Consider the following 17523-nt stretch of genomic DNA (forward strand, 5'->3'; position numbering starts at 1 on the left):
CCGTGGCGGGATTGGCCGTCGTCAGGCCTGTTGACTGTTGACGATGGCTTTGAGCGCGTCGGTGTCCAGGATGCGCACGTGGCGCTGTTTGACCTCGACCAGACCGTCCTCGGCGAACTTGGAGAAAGTGCGGCTGACGGTCTCCAGCTTGAGGCCCAGGTAACTGCCGATCTCTTCGCGGGTCATGCGCAGCACCAACTCGGATTGCGAGAAGCCGCGGTCATGCAGGCGCTGCACCAGGTTGAGCAAGAAAGCCGCCAGCCGCTCCTCGGCGCGCATGCTGCCGAGCAGCAGCATCACGCCGTGCTCGCGTACGATCTCGCGGCTCATTATCTTGTGCAGGTGTGTCTGCAGCGGTGTGACCTCGCGAGACAGTTCCTCTATGCGGTCGAACGGCATCACGCAGACCTCGGCATCCTCCAGCGCCACGGCATCGCAGGTGTGGTGGTCGTTGACGATGCCGTCCAGGCCGATGATCTCGCCGGCCATCTGAAAGCCCGTGACCTGGTCGCGTCCGTCCTCGGTCGCCACGCAGGTCTTGAAAAAACCGGTGCGAATGGCAAACAGCGAGGTGAATGCCTCGCCGTTGCGAAACAGCGAGCCGCCGCGCTTGATCTTGCGCCGCGTCGCAACGATGTCGTCGATGCGCTGCATTTGCTGGTCGTTCAGGCCGACCGGCATGCACAACTCGCGAAGATTGCAGTTGGAGCAGGCGACTTTGAAGGCGTGCGCGCTGGAAGAAGCAGAAACCTTGCCCATGGTCAGAGCTTACATCTGAAAAAAGGTACAGAGGGTAAATCCGGAGACAATCTCGGGACTCTCGATCCGGGCCAGGCCGCCATGCAGGAAGCGGCCGGTTCTTGATTGTAGTCAAGACGGTTGCCGGTCCACTGCGGCACAGTCTTGCCGTTATCGTCTGGAAATCCGTCATGACCGTTGCTATCACGCCCGAACTCCTGCGTCGCTTCGACGTGCCCGGGCCCCGCTACACCTCCTATCCCACGGCCGACCGCTTTGTCGAAGCGTTTGGCGAAGAGCAGTACGTGCTTGCGCTGCAGCAGCGCAAGGTCAGTGCGGTGGGCAAGAACACGCCACTGTCGCTGTACGCGCACATCCCGTTTTGCGAGTCGCTGTGCTATTACTGCGCGTGCAACAAGATCATCACCAAGCACCCCGAGCGCGCCGAGGTCTACCTGCGCTACCTCAGCCGCGAGATCGACCTGCACACGGCGCACTGCGGCGTCGGGCAGCAGGTCAGCCAGTTGCACCTGGGCGGCGGCACGCCCACCTTCCTGACCGACGAGGGCCTGCGCGACCTGATGAGCATGTTCACGCGCAGCTTCACGCTGGTGCCCGGCGGCGAGTATTCCATCGAGGTCGACCCGCGTACCGTCGACGAACACCGCCTGGCGGTGCTCAAGGAACTGGGCTTCAACCGCCTGAGTTTTGGCGTACAGGACTTCGACCCCGACGTGCAAAAGGCGGTGCACCGGGTGCAACCCGCTGACAAGGTGTTTGCGCTGGTCGAGAGCGCGCGCAAGCTGGGTTTCGACTCGGTCAACGTCGACCTGATCTACGGCCTGCCGCTGCAGACGCCCGAATCGTTCAACCGCACGCTGGAGCAGGTCGTGCAACTGCGCTCGGATCGCATTGCGCTGTACGCCTATGCCCACTTGCCCGAGCGCTTCAAGGCGCAGCGGCGCATCAATATCGCCGACCTGCCGGCGCCCGCGGCCAAGGTGTCCATGCTGGCGCGCTCGATCGAGTCCTTCATCGACGCGGGCTACGTTTACGTGGGCATGGATCACTTCGCGCTGCCCGACGACGCGCTGGCCGTTGCCAAGCGCCAGGGACGGCTGCACCGCAACTTCCAGGGCTACAGCACCCAGCCCGATTGCGACCTGATTGCGCTGGGCGTTTCGGCCATCGGCCGCGTCGGTGCAACCTATAGCCAGAACGCCAAGGTGCTGGAGGACTACTACGACGCGATCAACCGCGGCCGCATCCCGATTGCGCGCGGCCTGGCGCTGACGCGCGACGATCTGATGCGCCGCGCCGCCATCATGGCGCTGATGTGCCAGGGCGAGTTGCTGTACGAGCCGTTTGCGCAGTCCTGGCTGGTCGACGTGCCCCAGTACTTCGCTGCCGAGCTGGAGCGGCTCAAGGACATGGAGCAGCAAGGCCTGGTCTGCCTCAAGCCTGAAGGCGTGCAGGTCACGCCTATGGGCTGGTTCTTCGTGCGCGGCGTGGCCATGGTGTTCGACAGATACCTGCAGGCCGACCGTAATCGCGCGCGGTTCTCGCGCATTATTTAAACGGCAAGCGGTGTTGCTCGTATCTATTGGTCCTCTCATTGCCCCTTCTCGTCCCGGCGCGGTCGAGCGGGCGCATGCCGCCCGACACCCGGCGGATTACCCTCCATGTTGCTAGCTCTGGCCTCGACGGCCTTGTTCATGGGTTTGACGGGTGGTGCTCACTGCCTGGTGATGTGTGCCGCCCCCTGTGCAGCTTTGACGGGCCAGTTGCACAAGGGTGAAGACGAGGGCCAGGCGGTAGCGGGAGGGGCGCTGACGCTGACCCGAATCCAAGGGGGCGGTGCAGCGCCAGCACGCCGGCTCGGCGCGCGCCTGCTGGGCTTTCACCTGGGGCGTCTGCTCGGTTACGGCGCGGCCGGTGCATTGGCCGCGCTGGCCATGGACAGGCTGGTCTGGCTCGCGGACTTCAGTCCGGGCCTGCGCCCGCTGTGGACGCTGATGCATGTGCTGATCCTGGCCTGGGGGCTGCTGATGCTGTTGCAGGCGCGTCAGCCGGCATGGATCGAGGGAGCGGGGCGCACGCTGTGGCAGTGGGTGCGTCCCTGGACGCAGCACACCACCGGCCTGTTCGTCACGGGCATGGCCTGGGCATTGTTGCCATGCGGGCTGCTCTACAGCGCACTCTTGATGGCCGCATTGAGCGGCAGCGTGGTCAATGGCTTTGCCTGTATGGCACTGTTCGGCCTGGGCAGTGCGCTGTGGCTGATTGCCGGCCCCTGGGCGCTGGGGCAGTTGCACCAGCGGCTGGCCCAGGTGCGCGCGGGATTGGGCATGCGCGTGGCGGGAGCCATTTTGTGCACCATGGGGGCGTGGGCGCTGTGGATGGACGTCGTCCACGGGCAACCTGCGCCCTGGTGCGTGTCGTAGGATGGCGACAGGACAGGGTTGGACTACACTTTCCAGCACTTGTAAAAGCTCCATAATGAAGCGGTATACGGTTGTAACGTTTCGTTTGCCGCGAAATATTCAGAAGTGCCTTTGTCCGTCCCCGTCCTGATTGAAATCGAGAAACTGCGCGTGGGCATGTATGTTCAGCTGAAGGTCGGCTGGCTGAATCATCCTTTCCCGAAAAGCAGTTTTCTTCTGACTTCGCGCGAGCAGATTACCCAGCTTCGCCAGCTTGGACTGAGGCAGGTGCGCGTGATTCCGGAAAAAAGCACCATCGAAATCGCAGCGGACGCAGTTCAGGGCCAGGATGCGCAGGAAGTGCCGCTGGCAGAAGACGAATCCAGCGAAAACGATCCATCACAAACGGCAACGGCGCCGACCCCATTGACCCCATCGGCGCGAGACAGGGCAGACCGGGAGCGGGCACTGCTCAACCCCCGCGAAGAATGGGACACCGCCTTTGTGGCGTGCGAAGAGCAGTATTACCGCCTGGCCGATCTGTACCAGGGAGTGTGCAGCACGGTGATGGTTGCGCCCGCCGAGGCGCGCATGCAGGTGCAGGCGCTGGTCGAGGACTTCGTTGCCGAGCTGCTGGGCGCCCAGCCCTTTGCCATACGGCTGCTGCCCGACGTCCATGGCTCGCGCACCGCCATGCACGCGGTCAACGTGATGGTGCTGTCCACCATGCTGGCCAATGCGCTGGGCGAGGCAGCGCAGGCATTGCGCGGCGTGGCCGCGGCCGCGCTGCAGCATGACCTGGGCAAGATGCTGCTGCCGCTGCACATCGCCGAGCCCGGCACGGCGCTGGCGCCGGCCGACCTCAGGCGCTATGAGGAGCACGTAGCCTTTTCGGTTGACCTGTGTGCTCGCATGGGCTGGGACGAGGAGGTGCTGCAGGCCATTGCCCAGCACCATGAAATGGCCGACGGCAGCGGGTTTCCGCGCCGTCTGCGCGACCAGGACATGCGCCTGTGGGGCAAGATCGTGGCCGTGGTCAATGCCTACGACCGCCTGTGCAACCCGTTGCATGGTCGCCAGTCGCTGACGCCGCACAACGCGCTGGCGCAGATGTATGCCCGCGAGCGCTCGCGCTTCGACCCTTGGGTGCTGGAGGTGTTCATCCGCATGATGGGCGTCTACCCGCCGGGCTCGCTGGTGCAGCTCACTGACGAACGCTACGCGCAGGTGGTGCTGGTCGATGCGCGCCATCCGCTGCGCCCCAGCGTGCTGGTGTTCGATCCAGCCCTTGGTGAAGACGAGGCGCGCACGCAGCTGCTCGATCTGGCGCAAGCCCAGGGCCTGGGCATCGTGCGCAGCCTCAAGCCCGAGCAACTGCCGCAGCACATGCTCGAATTTTTCGCGGTGCGGCAGTATTTTTGCTATTTCTTTGAAAATGTCCGCACCGATCCGCCAGAGGAGGGCAAGGCGCCATGACCCGCGCGCAGTCCGCCTTGCCATGGCGCAGCATCGTTGACAGCCTGGACGTTGCCGCGTGGCTGATCAACGGCGGCGACCTGCGCATTTGCTACGCCAATGCCCAGGCAGCCCAGCTGACCGGGCGCGACCTTGACGCCATGCAGGGCCTGGCGGTGCGCGAGCTGGCGATCACGCCCGAAGACCTGGTCTTCTGGGGCCAGGATCTGGCCGAGATCGGCCGCGGCATCCATTCGCGTACCGTGGTAGAGCACCGCGGCAACCATGGCCTGGTGCCAGTGCAGCGGCGCGTCGTGCGCCTGGACGCCCCGCCGGCCGATGGCGGGCCCTGGCTGTTGATGACCATGCTCGGCATCACTGCGCTGCAGCGCAGCGAGCAGGATCTGGAGGCGGTGCAGTCCGAGCTCAAGGCCACGCTCGACTCGGCCGCCGACGGCGTGCTCAGTTGCAATCTGGACGGCAGCATTCGCGTGTTCAACGAGCGCCTGGTGCAGATTTGGAAGCTGCCGCGCGCACTGGTGCGCAAGCGCAACACCCCAGCCATGAGCGCGTTCATGCGCGAGCAGGTGCCCGACCCCCAGGCCTATGAGCAGCGGCTGACCGAAATCACGCTCGACCCGCTGCACGAAAGCCATGACGTGTTGCACTTGAACGACGGCACGATCGTCGAGCGCCGCTCGATGGCGCAGCGCGTCAAGGGGCGCGCCGTTGGACGCATCTTCACCTTTCGCGACATCACGCAGCAGTTGCAGGATCAGGCCGACCTGCGCCTGGCGGCGCAATCGTTCGAGTCCAGCCTGGACGCCATTTTCATTGCCGACGCGCGCCACCAGGTGGTGCGCATCAACCCCAGCGGAGAACAACTGCTGGGCCAGTTTGCACAAGAGGTGCTGGAGCGCCCGGCCATCGATCTGCTGTGCGATGCGCGCTCGTCCAGCGCCTTCATGGCGCAGGTCGAGCAGCAATGGAAGGACTGCGGCGTCTGGAAGGGTGAACTGCACCTGCCGACGAGCGACGGCACGCCCTGCGTCGTCTGGCTGTCGTGGGTGGCGCTGCGCGACGCGACCGGGCGGTTGACGCAAAGCATCGGCTTTCTGCGTGACCTGACCGCGCAGCACGCGGCGCAAAAACGCATCGAGGAGCTGGCCTACACCGACGTGCTCACCGGCCTGCCCAACCGCCTGATGCTGCGCCAGCGGGTCAACACCGCGATCGAGCAGGCCCGCAGCCAGGGCCAGAGCTTTGCCATCTGCTTTCTGGACCTGGATCGGTTCAAGATCGTCAACGACTCGCTGGGGCACACCTTTGGCGATCGGGTGCTCAAGCTGGTCGCACAGCGCCTGCAGACCTGCCTGCGCCCGGTGGACATGCTGTGCCGGCTGGGCGGCGACGAGTTCGTGATCTATTTGCACGGCGCGGGCACCTCGGTGGCGCAAAAAGTGGCCCAGCGCGTGCTGGAGACCATGAGCTACCCGTTCATGCTCGACGAGCTCAAGTTCTCGGTGCAGTGCAGCATGGGCCTGAGCCTGTACCCCACCGACGGCGAGACGCTGGACGACCTGATCAAGCAGGCCGATATCGCGATGTACCGCATCAAGGAGCGCGGGCGCGGCAACTACGGCTTCTACCAGCCGCAGATGAACGCCGACCTGCTGCCGCGCATCAAGCTCGAACACGCGATGCGCCAGGCCCTGGGTCAGGGCCACATGCGGGTGCACTACCAGCCCCAGGTCAGCCTGACCAGCGGCGACATCGTTGGCGCAGAGGCGCTGCTGCGCTGGACCGATCCCGAGATCGGTGCCATCGCGCCCAGCGTGTTCATCCCGTTGGCGGAGGAGTCGGGCTACATCGTCACGCTGGGCGAGTGGGTGATGGAGCAGGCCGTGCAGCAGGCGCTGCACTGGCTGCAGGCGGGCACGCCGCTGGCGGTGTCGGTCAACGTCTCGGCGCTGGAATTTCGCCAGCCCGGCTATGTCGAGCGCGTGGCCCGGCTGCTGGCCGCTGCCGGCCTGCCGGCCTACCTGCTGGAGCTGGAGCTGACCGAGAGCATTCTGCTGCAGGACGCACAGGAGATGGAGCACCTGCTGAGCGCCCTGGCGCAACTGGGCGTGGGGCTGTCCATCGACGATTTCGGCACCGGCTACTCAAGCCTGGCCTACCTCAAGCGCCTGCCCATCTACAAGCTGAAAATCGACCGCTCCTTCGTGCAGGGGCTGGCCGAAGACGGCGACGACCTGGTCATCGTGCAGGCCATTTTGAACATGGGCAGCGCCCTGCGCATGAAGGTGGTGGCCGAAGGCGTCGAGACCGAAGCGCAGCGCAAGATCCTGCAGGACATGGCCTGCGACAGCTTCCAGGGGTTTCTGTGCGCGCCGGCGCTGCCTGCGGCAGAACTGGGCGTCAAACTGCGCGCCACCTGCCAGCAAGGGTAGCTGGCGCTCAAAAAAGGGAAGGTGTCTGCGGAAGGTGCCGGGCCGTCATCCTGAACCGGGGGTTCAGGTGGGTCCGGGCAGCTAGGCGTTGGGTTCATCTGACGCGAGATGATCACGCCCGCCAGGCGATGTACCAGACCCGAGCTCAAGGAGCATTGGTTCAAGGAACTATAAAGCCCGGCAACTCCGCAGACGATTTCATTGTAAGCCCTGCCGGCGGCAAATTCATCCGCCGCGTGCCCCCGATTCGCAGTGCAACATGGGCCGAAAAGGCCAGCCGCCTACAGCAGGCGCCCGTCGTCGCCCAACACCTCGTCCAGGCGCGCGGCCAGTGCTTGCAGCCGCGCGCCGTCTTCAGGCGCCAGCGCGTCATCGTCGCGCGGCGCCGGGGCGGGCGTACTGGCCGCCGCCGCGTGCTGGTCGGCAATCTCGAAAGCCAGATTGAGCGCCGCCAGCACCGCGATGCGCTCGCGTGCACGTACCTTGCCCGCGTCGCGGATGCGCGTCATCGCCGTATCCACGCGCTCGACCGCCTCCAGCAGCCGCGTCTCCTGCCCCTCGGGGCAGGCCAGAAGATAGCTTTGCTGCAGGATCTGCACTTCGATCTGTCGGGACGTCATGGCTGCTGCTCCTGATCCTGTGAGGCGCTGGGCAGGCGCTCGATCAATGTGTTGATGCGCGCGCGCGCCGCCTGCAGGCGCGACCTGAGCGAGTCGCGCTCCTGCGTCAGCGTTGCCACCTGCTCGGACAGCAGCGCATTGGTGCGCTGCAACTCGGCGTGGCGCAGCAGCAGGCGCTCGATGCGCTCGGCGACCTGATCGATGGGAGAGGGTGAGGCCATAGGGCCGGTATTGTAAGAGCGTGCCGAGATTGTCAATGCGCTCCAAGGAAGTGGCGCGCCAGACAGCGATAGAATCGCCGGCGTTGGTGCTCGCGGTCGTGGTTCACACGCCGCAGTTCAACGGGAAGCAGGGAGGTAGCCACCGCCACGGTGGCGCCGAGCCTGCGCTGCCCCCGCAACGGTCAGCGAACGGATCGCACCGGTCCACCCTCCAGCAACACAGCCACTGAGCGCCTTGAACAAGTGCTTGGGAAGGCGCTGCCAGGGCGTTTCGCCAGCCCGGATACCGGCCAACACGGTGGTTTTGACGCGCCTGTCTGCAAGCGCGACGAGGCCGTGGTGCCCAGATGCCGACGGGGAGGTCGGTGGTGGCGACGATTCTTATTTATTTCCCATGTCGATTTCTCGTTCCATTCCGATGCGCATGGCCGCCCTGCCTTTGGCGCTGTGCGCTGCCGTGGCAGTCCAGGCGCAGACCCAGGTGGCGCTGCTCACGCCCGCCAGCCAGTTGCAGGAGACCGTGGTGACCGCCACGCGCATCGCGCAACCTTTGACCGACGTCGTGGCCGACGTGTCCATCGTCGACCGTGAAACCATAGAACGCAGCGGTGCCACCGGCCTGGTGGACGTGCTGGCGCGGTTGCCGGGTGTGCAGTTCGTGCGCAATGGCGGGCCAGGCACCAGCTCCAGCCTGTACCTGCGCGGCGCGTCCACCAACTACACCGCCGTGTACGTCGACGGCATTCGCATGGATTCCCAGGCCGGCAGCGGTGGTGCGAGCTGGGAGGCTTTGCCGCTGTCGATGGTCGATCGAATCGAAGTGCTGCGTGGCCCCGCCGCAGCGGTGTATGGCTCGGATTCGATTGCCGGTGTCGTTCAGATCTTTACCAAGAAGGGCGAGGCCGGCATGGCGCCCTATGTGGGTGTTGGCGCGGGATCGCACGGCACTTGGCGCGGCGAGGCGGGCGTGAGCGGCGCCACGGGCGCGTGGGACTACGCGCTTGGCGTGGCGCGCGAGACCAGCAAGGGCTTTGACAGCAAGACCAACGCTGGCCACAACCCCGACCGTGACGGCTACCGCAGCACCGCCGCCAACGGCCGCCTTGGCTTTCAAATCGACGACGCGCACCGGCTGGAAGGCTCGTTGCTGTACAACGACACCAACAGTGGCTATGACACCAGCGCCGCCGATGACCGCAACCTGCGGCGCACCCAGGCGCTGGGCTTGAACTGGCAGGCGCGCTGGACGGAGCACTACAGCACCCGCCTGTCTGTTTCCGAGTCGCGCGACCGCTATGAAACCCGGCCCTCGCCCTATTTGACCGAGACCCGCCTGCGCGGCTACCTCTTCCAGAACGACTGGCACTTCGGCATTCACCAGTTGAGCGCGACATTGGAGCGGCGAGAAGACCACCTGGAGAGCACATCGATCGACCATGATCGTCAACGTGCGCAAAACGCGCTGGCGCTGGGCTATGGCCTGCGTACCGGCGCCCATACGCTGCAGCTCAATGCACGGCATGATCGCGACAGTGAATTTGGCGGCAAGACCACGGGCAGTGCCGCCTATGGCTATGAGTTCGTCAAGAACTGGCGCGCCACGGCCTCGGTGGGCACTGCGTTCCGGGCGCCTACGCTGTATCAGCGTTTCAGCGACTACGGCGATGCCACGCTGCAACCCGAGACCAGCCGCAATGCAGAACTGGGATTGCACTGGCAGGACGGTGTTCATGGCGTGTCGTTGACGGCCTACCGCAACAGGGTCAGCAACCTGATCAATTATGTTTCGGGGCCGGGGCCGTGCCCGGGGGGGAGTGCTGGCATGTACCCGGGTTGCTATGCCAACGTAGGCAAGGCGCAACTGGAGGGCGTAACCCTGGCCGGAGCGACCAAACTGGGCCAGGTTCTGCTGCACGGCTCGATCGACTGGCAAAACCCCCGCGACCGTGACACGGGCAAGCTGCTGGCGCGCCGTTCCAAGCGCTATGCCACGTTGGGCGCCGAAACGGCCCTCGCAGGGTGGAATCTGGGTGGCGAGTGGCAATTGGCCAGCCGTCGCTATGACAACCCGGCGAATACGACGGTGCTTGGGGGTTATGGGATGCTCAACCTGAGTGCCTCCACCCGCCTCGCGCGCGATTGGCAGCTGGTGGCGCGCGTGGACAACCTGAATGACCGCGACTACGTGCTGGCCAAGGACTACGCCACCGCAGGCCGCACCTTCTACGTCGGCCTGAAATGGGCGCCGCAGTACTGACGCGGCATTGAAGACGCGATGACCATCTCAGCCCGCTGCCCCGCCCTGGTGATTGCCGCCTGTGCCTCCGGCCAGGGCAAGACCACCGTCACCGCCGCGCTGGCGCGCCTGCACGCGCGGCAGGGGCGGCGCGTGCGGGTGTTCAAGTGCGGGCCGGACTACCTCGACCCGCACTGGCACCAACTGGCCAGCGGCGCGCCGGTCGAGCAGCTCGACCTGTGGATGACCGGCCCCGAGGACTGCGCTGCGCGCCTGCATGCTGCGGCGCGCGAGGCCGACCTGATCCTGGTCGAGGGCGTGATGGGCCTGTTCGACGGCGCGGACAGCGTGGCCGATTTGGCAGAGTATTTCGGCATGCCGGTGCTCGCCGTGGTCGATGCACAAGCCATGGGCGGCACGCTGGGTGCCATCGTCCATGGCCTCAAGACCTACCGCGCCGGCCTGCCCTGGGCCGGCGTGCTGGCCAACCGTGTGGCCGGTGAACGCCACGCTCAGATGTTGCGCGATGGCCTGAAGGATGGCGCCGACTGGCTGGGCGCATTGCCTCGATTGGCGGGCGAGGGCGGCGGGCCGCTGCTGCCCGAGCGGCACCTGGGCCTGGTCGCGGCGCACGAGCTGCCCGATGCGCTGGAGCGCCTGGACGCCGCCGCCGACGCGCTGGCCGCCACGCCGCTGGGCCGGATGGACGCGGCGGCGCTGCAGTGCTTTGCGGTCGATTTCGCGCCGCAGCCGCCGGCCGTCGTACCGCCGCTACTGGCCGGGCGCACCGTGGCGGTGGCGCGCGACGCGGCCTTTGCCTTCATCTACCCGGCCAACATCCAGACCCTGGAGCGGCTGGGCGCCCGCGTGGTGTTCTTCTCGCCGCTGGCCGGCGACCGCCTGCCGGCGTGCGATGCGCTGTGGCTGCCTGGCGGCTATCCGGAGCTGCACGCCGCGCAGATTGCCGCCAACGCCACGTTGCAGCAGGACCTGCGCGTGCATGTTGACGCAGGCCGGCCGGTGTGGGCCGAGTGTGGCGGCATGCTGGCGCTGGCCGAGTCGATCGCGCTGCCGGACGGCCACGTGCAGCCGCTGTGGGGCCTGCTGCCCGGGCGGGCCGTGCTGCAGCAGCGCCTGGCGGGGCTGGGGCCGCAGCAGCTGGCGCTGGATGCGGGCGTGCTGCGTGGCCATACCTTTCATTACGCGACGCTGGACAGCGCCGCGCCCGTGGCCACGCGCAGCGCGCGGCCGGGGCAGATGCCGGCGCCGGGCGCGGGCGAGGCGCTGTACCGGCAGGGCAGCGTGCGCGCCAGCTTCTTTCACGCCTGGTTTGCCTCCAGCCCCGAGGCCACGGCGGCGCTGTTCACCGCGGAGGCGCCATGACTGCAGACCTGTCCATCGCGCGCAGCGAGCTGATCCTGGGCGGGCAGAAAAGCGGCAAGTCGCGCCGCGCCGAGCTGCTGGCGCGCCAGTGGCTGGCGCAGTCGCCGACGCACCGCGCGGTGCTCATCGCCACCGGCCAGGCCTGGGACGAAGAGATGGCCGAGCGCATCGCGCGCCACCAGCGCGACCGCGCCGAGCGCGTGCCCGGCATGCTGACGCTGGAGGAGCCGCGCGATCTGGCGGGGGCGCTGGCGCGCGTGGGCAGCCCGCAGGCGCTGGTGGTGGTCGATTGCCTGACGCTGTGGCTGACGAACTGGTTGATGCCGGTGGCGCCGGGGGGCGGCCCCCATCCCAACCTTCCCCCAAAGGGGGAAGGAGCAAGTACCGATGAGGCTCAGGACTGGCCGGCACAGGCAGCTCTGTTTTTGAAGGTCTTGCAGCAAGCCCCCGGCCCGGTCGTGCTGGTGGGCAACGAGATCGGCCTGGGCGTGATTCCGCTCGGGCGCGAGGTGCGCGCCTTTGTCGACGCGCTCGGCCGGCTCAACCAGCAGGTGGCGGCGGCCTGCACGCGGGTGACGCTGATGGCCGCCGGCCTGCCGCTGGCCCTGAAGGACGAAGCGCCATGAAGCCCACGCCGCCCAAGCGCATCCTGATCGTCGTTGCCGTGCTGCTGGCCCTGTTGCTGCTGATGTTCGGCGCGGCGCAGGCGCAGCCGGTGCAGGTGGTCGACGACCGCGGCCAGACGGTCGTGCTGGCGCAGCCGCCGCAGCGCATCGTCAGCCTGCTGCCCTCGCTGGCCGAGACGGTGTGCGCGCTGGGCGCGTGCGGCCGGCTGGTGGGCGTGGACCGCTACACCAACTGGCCCGCCAGCGTGCAGCAGCTGCCGCAGGTGGGCGGTGGGCTGGATCCGAACATCGAGATGGTCGTGGCGTTGCGCCCGGACCTGGTGCTGATGAGCGCCTCCTCGCGCGCGGCCGAGCGCCTGCGCGCGCTGGGCGTGCCGGTGGCGGCGCTGGAGCCCAAGACCCATGCCGACGTGCAGCGCGTCATCACCAAGCTGGGGCAGTTGCTGGGCGTCGACGGTGCGCAGCAGGTCTGGCAGCGCATCGACGCCGCGGTTGATGCGCAGGCGCGCTCGCTGCCGCCCCAGGCGCGCGGCCTGCGCGTGTATTTCGAGGTCAGCCCCGGGCCGTTCGGCGCGGGCGAGGCGTCGTTCATCGGCCAGACGCTGGCGCGCCTGGGCGCGCGCAACGTGCTGCCGGCGTCACTGGGGCCGTTCCCCAAGATCAACCCCGAGTTCGTCGTGCGCGCCGACCCCGACGTGGTCATGGTCGGCGCGCGCAGTGCCGACGGATTGCTGGCGCGCCCGGGCTGGAGCGCGATGCGCGCGCTGCGCCAGGGCCATGTCTGCGTGTTCAATGCGCAGGAGTCGGACATGCTGATCCGTCCCGGCCCGCGCATGGACGAGGGCGCGCGGCTGATGGCCGACTGCCTGCGCCGCAACGCCGGCGCGGCGGCCGGGCAGGGGGCGGCGCGGTGAACACATCGGTTCGCCCCTTGAGCCGCGTGCGCGCGCCGGCCGTGCCGCGCAGCGCCGGGCACTGGCTCACGCTGGTGCTGCTGGCGCTGGGCGCGGCGCTGCTGCTGGCGGGCCTTGCCGTGGGCAGCACCGGCGTGGAGAGCCTGCGCCCGCTGTGGTCGGGCGAGGGTGCGCAGGCCGCCATGGCGCGCCAGATCGTCTGGGACATCCGCCTGCCGCGCACGCTGGGCGCCTGGGCCGCCGGCGCGCTGCTGGGCCTGGCCGGCGCGGTGGCGCAGGGGCTGTTTCGCAACCCGCTGGCCGACCCCTATCTGCTGGGCAGCGCCTCGGGCGCGTCGCTGGGCGTGGCCGCGGTGCTGGCGCTGATGGGCGGCGCCGGCGGCATGCTGGGCGCATCCACCAGCGTGGCCGTGGTCTCGGTGTATTCGGGCCACTGGCTGGTGCGCCTGGGGCTCACGGGCGCGGCCTTCGTCGGCGCGGTGGCCGCGGTGCTGCTGACGCTGGCGCTGGCGCGCGGCGTGCAGCACACGCTGCGCCTGCTGCTGGCGGGCGTGGTCGTCGGCGTGGTGCTGGGCGCGTGCACTTCGCTCATCCTGCTGCTGTCGCCCGATTCGCTGCAGGCCATGCAGGGTTTTCTGCTGGGTTCGACGGGCTTCGTCGGCTGGACCTCGTGCCTGCTGATGCTGGCCGTGTGGCTGCCCAGCCTGGCCGCGGCCTGGGCATTGTCGCGCACGCTGGACGCGCTGGCGCTGGGCGAATCGACCGCGCTCAGCCTGGGCCTGCGTCTGGCGCCGCTGCGCGCGGCGCTGGTGGCGGTGCTGGCGCTGGCCACCGGCACCGCGGTGGCGCAGACCGGGCTGATCGCCTTCGTCGGCCTGGCCGCGCCCCATTTGGTGCGCGCGGCGGTGCATGTCACCCATGGCCGGCTGATGTGGCTGGCCAGCCTGATGGGCGCGGCGCTGCTGGCCGGCGCCGACCTGCTGGCGCGCGGGCTGCTGGCGCCGCAGGAGCTGCCGGTGGGCGTGCTGACCGCGGTGCTCGGCGGCGGCTACCTGCTGTGGCTGATGCACCGGCGCACCGGCGCGGGAGGCGTGCTGTGAGCGCCGAGCCGATGCAGGCCGAGCACAAAACCAGCCACGACGCCGCGCTGGTCGCGCGCCGCGTGGGCGTGGCCTATGGCGCGCGCCCCATTTTGCAGAGCGTGGACCTGGCGCTGGCCGAGGGCCGCTGGACCTCCATCGTCGGCCCCAACGGCGCGGGCAAGTCCACGCTGCTCAAGGTGCTGGCCGGGCTGCTGGCGCCTGCCAGCGGCCAGGTGCTGCTGCTGGGGCGCGAGCTGCGCGCCTGGGGCCGGCGCGAGCGCGCGCTGGCGCTGGCCTGGCTGGGCCAGAACGAGGCCACGGCCGACGACCTGCGCGTCTACGACGTGGCGATGCTTGGGCGGCTGCCGCACCAGCGCTGGATGCAGCCGGCCAGCGCCGCCGACCACGCCGCCGTCGAGCAGGCGTTGCGCGCCACCCAGGCCTGGGACTGGCGCGATCGGCCGCTGGCGCAGCTGTCGGGCGGCGAGCGCCAGCGCGTGTTGCTGGCGCGCGTGCTGGCGGTGCAGGCGCGCGTGCTGCTGATGGACGAGCCGCTGGCCAATCTGGATCCGCCGCACCAGGCCGACTGGCTGGCGCTGGTGCGCAATGAGGTGGCGCGCGGCTGCACCGTGGTCAGCGTGCTGCATGAGGTGGGCATGGCGCTGGCCGCCGACGAATTGGTGGTGATGCGCGCCGGCCAGGTGGTGCACCACGGCGGCTGCGCCGACGAGCGCACCCACCGCGCGGTCGAGCAGGTGTTCGACCGCCGCGTGGCCGTGCACTCGCTGGCCGGCCAGTGGGTGGCGCTGCCGTGCTGACCGATGCAATTTCAACCCGCGCCCGCAGTGGCGCCTGGCTCCCGTAAAGGAAAGAGACATGGAAATCGAAGCCCCTCCCATTCACCGCGACACCCCCAAACCCCAGGGCGAGCGCCGCGGCCTGGTGCTGGTGCACACCGGCAACGGCAAGGGCAAAAGCACGGCCGCCTTCGGCCTGGCGCTGCGCGCGCACGGGCGCGGCAAGGCCGTCAAGGTCTACCAGTTCATGAAGGTGCCGTCGGCGCGCTTTGGCGAGCACCGCCTGTTCGAGCAGCTGGGCGTGCCCATCGAAGGGCTGGGCGATGGCTTTTCCTGGAAGAGCCGCGACCTGGAGCATTCGGCGCAACTGGCGCGCGACGGCTGGGCCAAGGCCGAGGCCAGCATCCGCGGCGGCGAGCTGTTCATGGTGGTGCTCGACGAAATCATGTACCCGCTGCGCTACGGCTGGCTGCAACTGGCCGACGTGCTGGCCTGCCTGCGCGAGCGCCCCGGCCATGTGCACGTGGTGTTGACCGGCCGCGGCGCGCCGCAGGAGTTGATCGACCTGGCCGACACCGTCACCGAGATGACGCTGATCAAGCACCACTTCAAGGCCGGCGTGCCCGCGCAGCGCGGAATCGAAGACTGATGCTGGCGGCTCCCGAGCGGGCGCAGCGCCCGCTGCCGCTGCTGGCGCTGCTGGGCTGTCTTGCGGCCGGCCCGGCGCAGGCGCAGCAGCGCATTGTCACCGTCTCGCCGTCGTTGACCGACGCGGTGTGCGCGCTGGGCTACTGCGACCGCATCGTCGGCACCGACCGCTATTCCACCGGCCCCGGCCCGGTCGCCAACCTGCCCAAGATCGGCGGCATGGCCGACGCGTCGATCGAGCGCATTGCCGCGCTGCACCCCGACCTGGTGCTGCTGGGCCCGCGCTCGCGCCTCGACGAGCGGCTGGCCGAGCTGGGCATACCGGTGCAGACCTTTGTGGTGCGCACCCATGCCGACCAGCAGGCCATGCTGCGCGCGCTGGGCCGCACGCTGGGCGAGCCCGCGCGTGCCGAGGCGCTGATCGCAAAGATAGAGCGCGAGCTGGACGCCGCCGCCGCGCGCCTGCCCGCTCGCCTGCGCGGGCGCAGCGTCTACGTCGAGATCGGCCTGGGGCCGAAGGCGGCGAGCAGCGCCACCTTCATCGGCGAGACGCTGACCCGCCTGGGGCTGGTCAACATCGTCGGCGGCGATCTGGGGCTGTTTCCCAAGATCAACCCCGAGTGGATCGTGCGCCGCAGGCCCGAGCTGATCGTCGGCCCGGCCGCCATGCTCTCCAACCTGGCGCAGCGCCCCGGCTGGGCGCAGCTGCCCGCGGTGCAGGGCGGCCGGGTCTGCGCGCTCGACGCCGAGCGCATGGCACTGCTGGAGCGCCCCGGCCCGCGCCTGGGCGAGGCGGCGCAGATGCTGGTCGACTGCCTGCGCGCGCTGCCCTGAACCACTGCGCAGCGCCGCTGCGCGATTCACTGAAGGAACACCGATGCAACTGAACAAAATCCCCGCCACCATCGTCACCGGCTTTCTGGGCGCCGGCAAAACCACGCTGCTGCGCCACCTGCTGACGCAGTCCCAGGGCCGGCGCATCGCGGTCATCGTCAACGAGTTCGGCGCGCTGGGCATCGACGGCGAGCTGCTGCGCGGCTGCGGCATCGGCTGCGACGAATCGGGCGAGGACAACGGCCAGCTGTTCGAGCTGGCCAACGGCTGCCTGTGCTGCACGGTGCAGGAGGAATTCGCGCCGGTGATGGAGCAGCTGGCCGCGCGCCGTGGGCAGATCGACCACCTGGTGATCGAGACCTCGGGCCTGGCGCTGCCCAAGCCGCTGGTGCAGGCCTTCCAGTGGCCGCAGATCCGCAACGCCTTCACCGTCGATGCAGTGGTCACCGTGGTCGACGCGCCGGCGGCGGCCGCCGGCCGCTTTGCCGACGACCCGCAGGCGGTGGACGCGCAGCGCCGCGCCGACGACAACCTGGACCACGAATCGCCGCTGGCCGAGCTGTTCGAGGATCAGCTGGCCACCGCCGACCTGGTGGTGCTCAACAAGCTCGAAGGCATGGACGCGGCCGACGTCGCCCGCGTCGAGGCGCTGGTGCGCGCCGAGACGCCCGCCGGCGTGCAGCTGGTGCACGCCCACCACGGGCAGGTCGTGCCCGAGCTGGTGCTGGGCCTGGGCCGCGCGGTCGAGGACGTGATCGACGCGCGCAAGACCCACCACGACGCGGAGGAAGACCACGACCACGACGCCTTCGACTCGGTCGCCGTCACGCTGGCCGTCGCCGACCGCGACCGGCTGATCGCCGCGCTCGCCGCGCTGGTGCAGCGCCACGAGATTTACCGCGCCAAGGGCTTCGTCGCGCTGCCGGGCGCGGCCATGCGCCTGGTGGTGCAGGGCGTGGGCCAGCGCTTCGACAGCCAGTTCGACCGCCGCTGGCTGCCGGGCGAGGAGCGCGCCTCGCGCCTGGTGCTGATTGGCGACCACCTGGACGGCCCGGCGCTGCAGCAGGAGCTGCAGGCGGCGCTGGACGCCTGA

16 protein-coding genes and 1 riboswitch are annotated in these 17523 nt (G+C 68.7%); of the genes, 13 read left to right on the forward strand and 3 right to left on the reverse strand.

Annotated elements, in window-relative coordinates; genetic code table 11:
* Window positions 1-21 precede the first annotated feature (21 nt).
* Complete coding sequence (gene fnr / locus ABD767_RS00225; RefSeq protein WP_103043608.1) at window positions 22-759, reverse strand: fumarate/nitrate reduction transcriptional regulator Fnr; 738 nt, start codon at window positions 757-759, stop codon at window positions 22-24.
* Window positions 760-929: 170 nt separating this feature from the next.
* Here fnr and hemN point away from each other — a divergent pair, with 170 nt between their 5' ends.
* The 4 genes from hemN to ABD767_RS00245 all read left to right on the forward strand — a co-directional run bounded on the left by hemN (window position 930) and on the right by ABD767_RS00245 (window position 7069).
* On the forward strand, window positions 930-2315 hold the full coding sequence (gene hemN / locus ABD767_RS00230; RefSeq protein WP_103043607.1) for an oxygen-independent coproporphyrinogen III oxidase: 1386 nt from the start codon (window positions 930-932) through the stop codon (window positions 2313-2315).
* 105 nt (window positions 2316-2420) lie between these two features.
* Complete coding sequence (locus tag ABD767_RS00235; protein WP_103043606.1) at window positions 2421-3182, forward strand: urease accessory protein UreH domain-containing protein; 762 nt, start codon at window positions 2421-2423, stop codon at window positions 3180-3182.
* 105 nt (window positions 3183-3287) lie between these two features.
* Window positions 3288-4637: a cyclic di-GMP phosphodiesterase gene (locus ABD767_RS00240; RefSeq protein ID WP_344867483.1), complete on the forward strand. Its 1350-nt coding sequence runs from the start codon at window positions 3288-3290 to the stop codon at window positions 4635-4637.
* Entirely contained in the window at window positions 4634-7069 is a 2436-nt protein-coding gene (locus ABD767_RS00245) for an EAL domain-containing protein (RefSeq protein ID WP_103043604.1), read from the forward strand. Before ABD767_RS00240 ends, ABD767_RS00245 begins: the two co-directional genes overlap by 4 nt.
* A 281-nt stretch (window positions 7070-7350) precedes the next feature.
* Here ABD767_RS00245 and ABD767_RS00250 read toward each other — a convergent pair whose 3' ends face one another.
* Complete coding sequence (locus ABD767_RS00250; protein ID WP_103043603.1) at window positions 7351-7689, reverse strand: cell division protein ZapA; 339 nt, start codon at window positions 7687-7689, stop codon at window positions 7351-7353.
* A complete protein-coding gene (locus ABD767_RS00255; RefSeq protein ID WP_103043602.1) occupies window positions 7686-7910 on the reverse strand; it encodes a cell division protein ZapB in 225 nt (74 codons plus the stop codon). Before ABD767_RS00255 ends, ABD767_RS00250 begins: the two co-directional genes overlap by 4 nt.
* A gap of 67 nt (window positions 7911-7977) precedes the next feature.
* A riboswitch (cobalamin riboswitch) is annotated at window positions 7978-8219 on the forward strand.
* An 85-nt stretch (window positions 8220-8304) separates the two neighbouring features.
* On the opposite strand from ABD767_RS00255, the gene ABD767_RS00260 reads away from it, so the two are divergent.
* Genes ABD767_RS00260 through cobW form a run of 9 tightly spaced genes read left to right on the forward strand, consistent with a single transcriptional unit; the run spans window position 8305 to window position 17523 of the window.
* On the forward strand, window positions 8305-10167 hold the full coding sequence (locus ABD767_RS00260) for a TonB-dependent receptor domain-containing protein (RefSeq protein WP_103043601.1): 1863 nt from the start codon (window positions 8305-8307) through the stop codon (window positions 10165-10167).
* 18 nt (window positions 10168-10185) lie between these two features.
* The gene (locus ABD767_RS00265; RefSeq protein WP_103043600.1) at window positions 10186-11529 is read left to right on the forward strand and encodes a cobyrinic acid a,c-diamide synthase CobB; all 1344 of its coding nucleotides are present in this window, start codon (window positions 10186-10188) and stop codon (window positions 11527-11529) included.
* A complete protein-coding gene (locus ABD767_RS00270; protein ID WP_103043599.1) occupies window positions 11526-12155 on the forward strand; it encodes a bifunctional adenosylcobinamide kinase/adenosylcobinamide-phosphate guanylyltransferase in 630 nt (209 codons plus the stop codon). Before ABD767_RS00265 ends, ABD767_RS00270 begins: the two co-directional genes overlap by 4 nt.
* Window positions 12152-13069 carry a helical backbone metal receptor gene (locus ABD767_RS00275; protein ID WP_103043598.1) on the forward strand — a complete coding sequence of 306 codons (918 nt, stop codon included), beginning with the start codon at window positions 12152-12154 and terminating at the stop codon, window positions 13067-13069. The genes ABD767_RS00270 and ABD767_RS00275 overlap by 4 nt, the downstream gene beginning before the upstream one ends.
* 26 nt (window positions 13070-13095) lie before the next feature.
* Complete coding sequence (locus ABD767_RS00280) at window positions 13096-14169, forward strand: FecCD family ABC transporter permease (protein WP_425549879.1); 1074 nt, start codon at window positions 13096-13098, stop codon at window positions 14167-14169.
* An 11-nt stretch (window positions 14170-14180) separates the two neighbouring features.
* A complete protein-coding gene (locus ABD767_RS00285; protein ID WP_103043596.1) occupies window positions 14181-14969 on the forward strand; it encodes an ATP-binding cassette domain-containing protein in 789 nt (262 codons plus the stop codon).
* 58 nt (window positions 14970-15027) lie between these two features.
* A complete protein-coding gene (gene cobO / locus ABD767_RS00290) occupies window positions 15028-15597 on the forward strand; it encodes a cob(I)yrinic acid a,c-diamide adenosyltransferase (protein ID WP_344867492.1) in 570 nt (189 codons plus the stop codon).
* Window positions 15597-16430: a helical backbone metal receptor gene (locus tag ABD767_RS00295; protein WP_103043595.1), complete on the forward strand. Its 834-nt coding sequence runs from the start codon at window positions 15597-15599 to the stop codon at window positions 16428-16430. Before cobO ends, ABD767_RS00295 begins: the two co-directional genes overlap by 1 nt.
* 43 nt (window positions 16431-16473) lie before the next feature.
* Entirely contained in the window at window positions 16474-17523 is a 1050-nt protein-coding gene (cobW, locus tag ABD767_RS00300; protein ID WP_103043594.1) for a cobalamin biosynthesis protein CobW, read from the forward strand.

The sequence above is a fragment of the Comamonas faecalis genome (assembly GCF_039538025.1).
GTDB lineage: Bacteria > Pseudomonadota > Gammaproteobacteria > Burkholderiales > Burkholderiaceae_C > Comamonas_C > Comamonas_C faecalis.

Coding starts and splice junctions, on each gene's coding strand:
- fnr (WP_103043608.1), bottom strand. CDS start 759: ATGGGCAAGGTTTCTGCTTCTTCCAGCGCGCACGCCTTCAAAGTCGCC.
- hemN (WP_103043607.1), top strand. CDS start 930: ATGACCGTTGCTATCACGCCCGAACTCCTGCGTCGCTTCGACGTGCCC.
- ABD767_RS00235 (WP_103043606.1), top strand. CDS start 2,421: ATGTTGCTAGCTCTGGCCTCGACGGCCTTGTTCATGGGTTTGACGGGT.
- ABD767_RS00245 (WP_103043604.1), top strand. CDS start 4,634: ATGACCCGCGCGCAGTCCGCCTTGCCATGGCGCAGCATCGTTGACAGC.
- ABD767_RS00250 (WP_103043603.1), bottom strand. CDS start 7,689: ATGACGTCCCGACAGATCGAAGTGCAGATCCTGCAGCAAAGCTATCTT.
- ABD767_RS00255 (WP_103043602.1), bottom strand. CDS start 7,910: ATGGCCTCACCCTCTCCCATCGATCAGGTCGCCGAGCGCATCGAGCGC.
- ABD767_RS00260 (WP_103043601.1), top strand. CDS start 8,305: ATGTCGATTTCTCGTTCCATTCCGATGCGCATGGCCGCCCTGCCTTTG.
- ABD767_RS00265 (WP_103043600.1), top strand. CDS start 10,186: ATGACCATCTCAGCCCGCTGCCCCGCCCTGGTGATTGCCGCCTGTGCC.
- ABD767_RS00270 (WP_103043599.1), top strand. CDS start 11,526: ATGACTGCAGACCTGTCCATCGCGCGCAGCGAGCTGATCCTGGGCGGG.
- ABD767_RS00275 (WP_103043598.1), top strand. CDS start 12,152: ATGAAGCCCACGCCGCCCAAGCGCATCCTGATCGTCGTTGCCGTGCTG.
- ABD767_RS00285 (WP_103043596.1), top strand. CDS start 14,181: ATGCAGGCCGAGCACAAAACCAGCCACGACGCCGCGCTGGTCGCGCGC.
- cobO (WP_344867492.1), top strand. CDS start 15,028: ATGGAAATCGAAGCCCCTCCCATTCACCGCGACACCCCCAAACCCCAG.
- ABD767_RS00295 (WP_103043595.1), top strand. CDS start 15,597: ATGCTGGCGGCTCCCGAGCGGGCGCAGCGCCCGCTGCCGCTGCTGGCG.
- cobW (WP_103043594.1), top strand. CDS start 16,474: ATGCAACTGAACAAAATCCCCGCCACCATCGTCACCGGCTTTCTGGGC.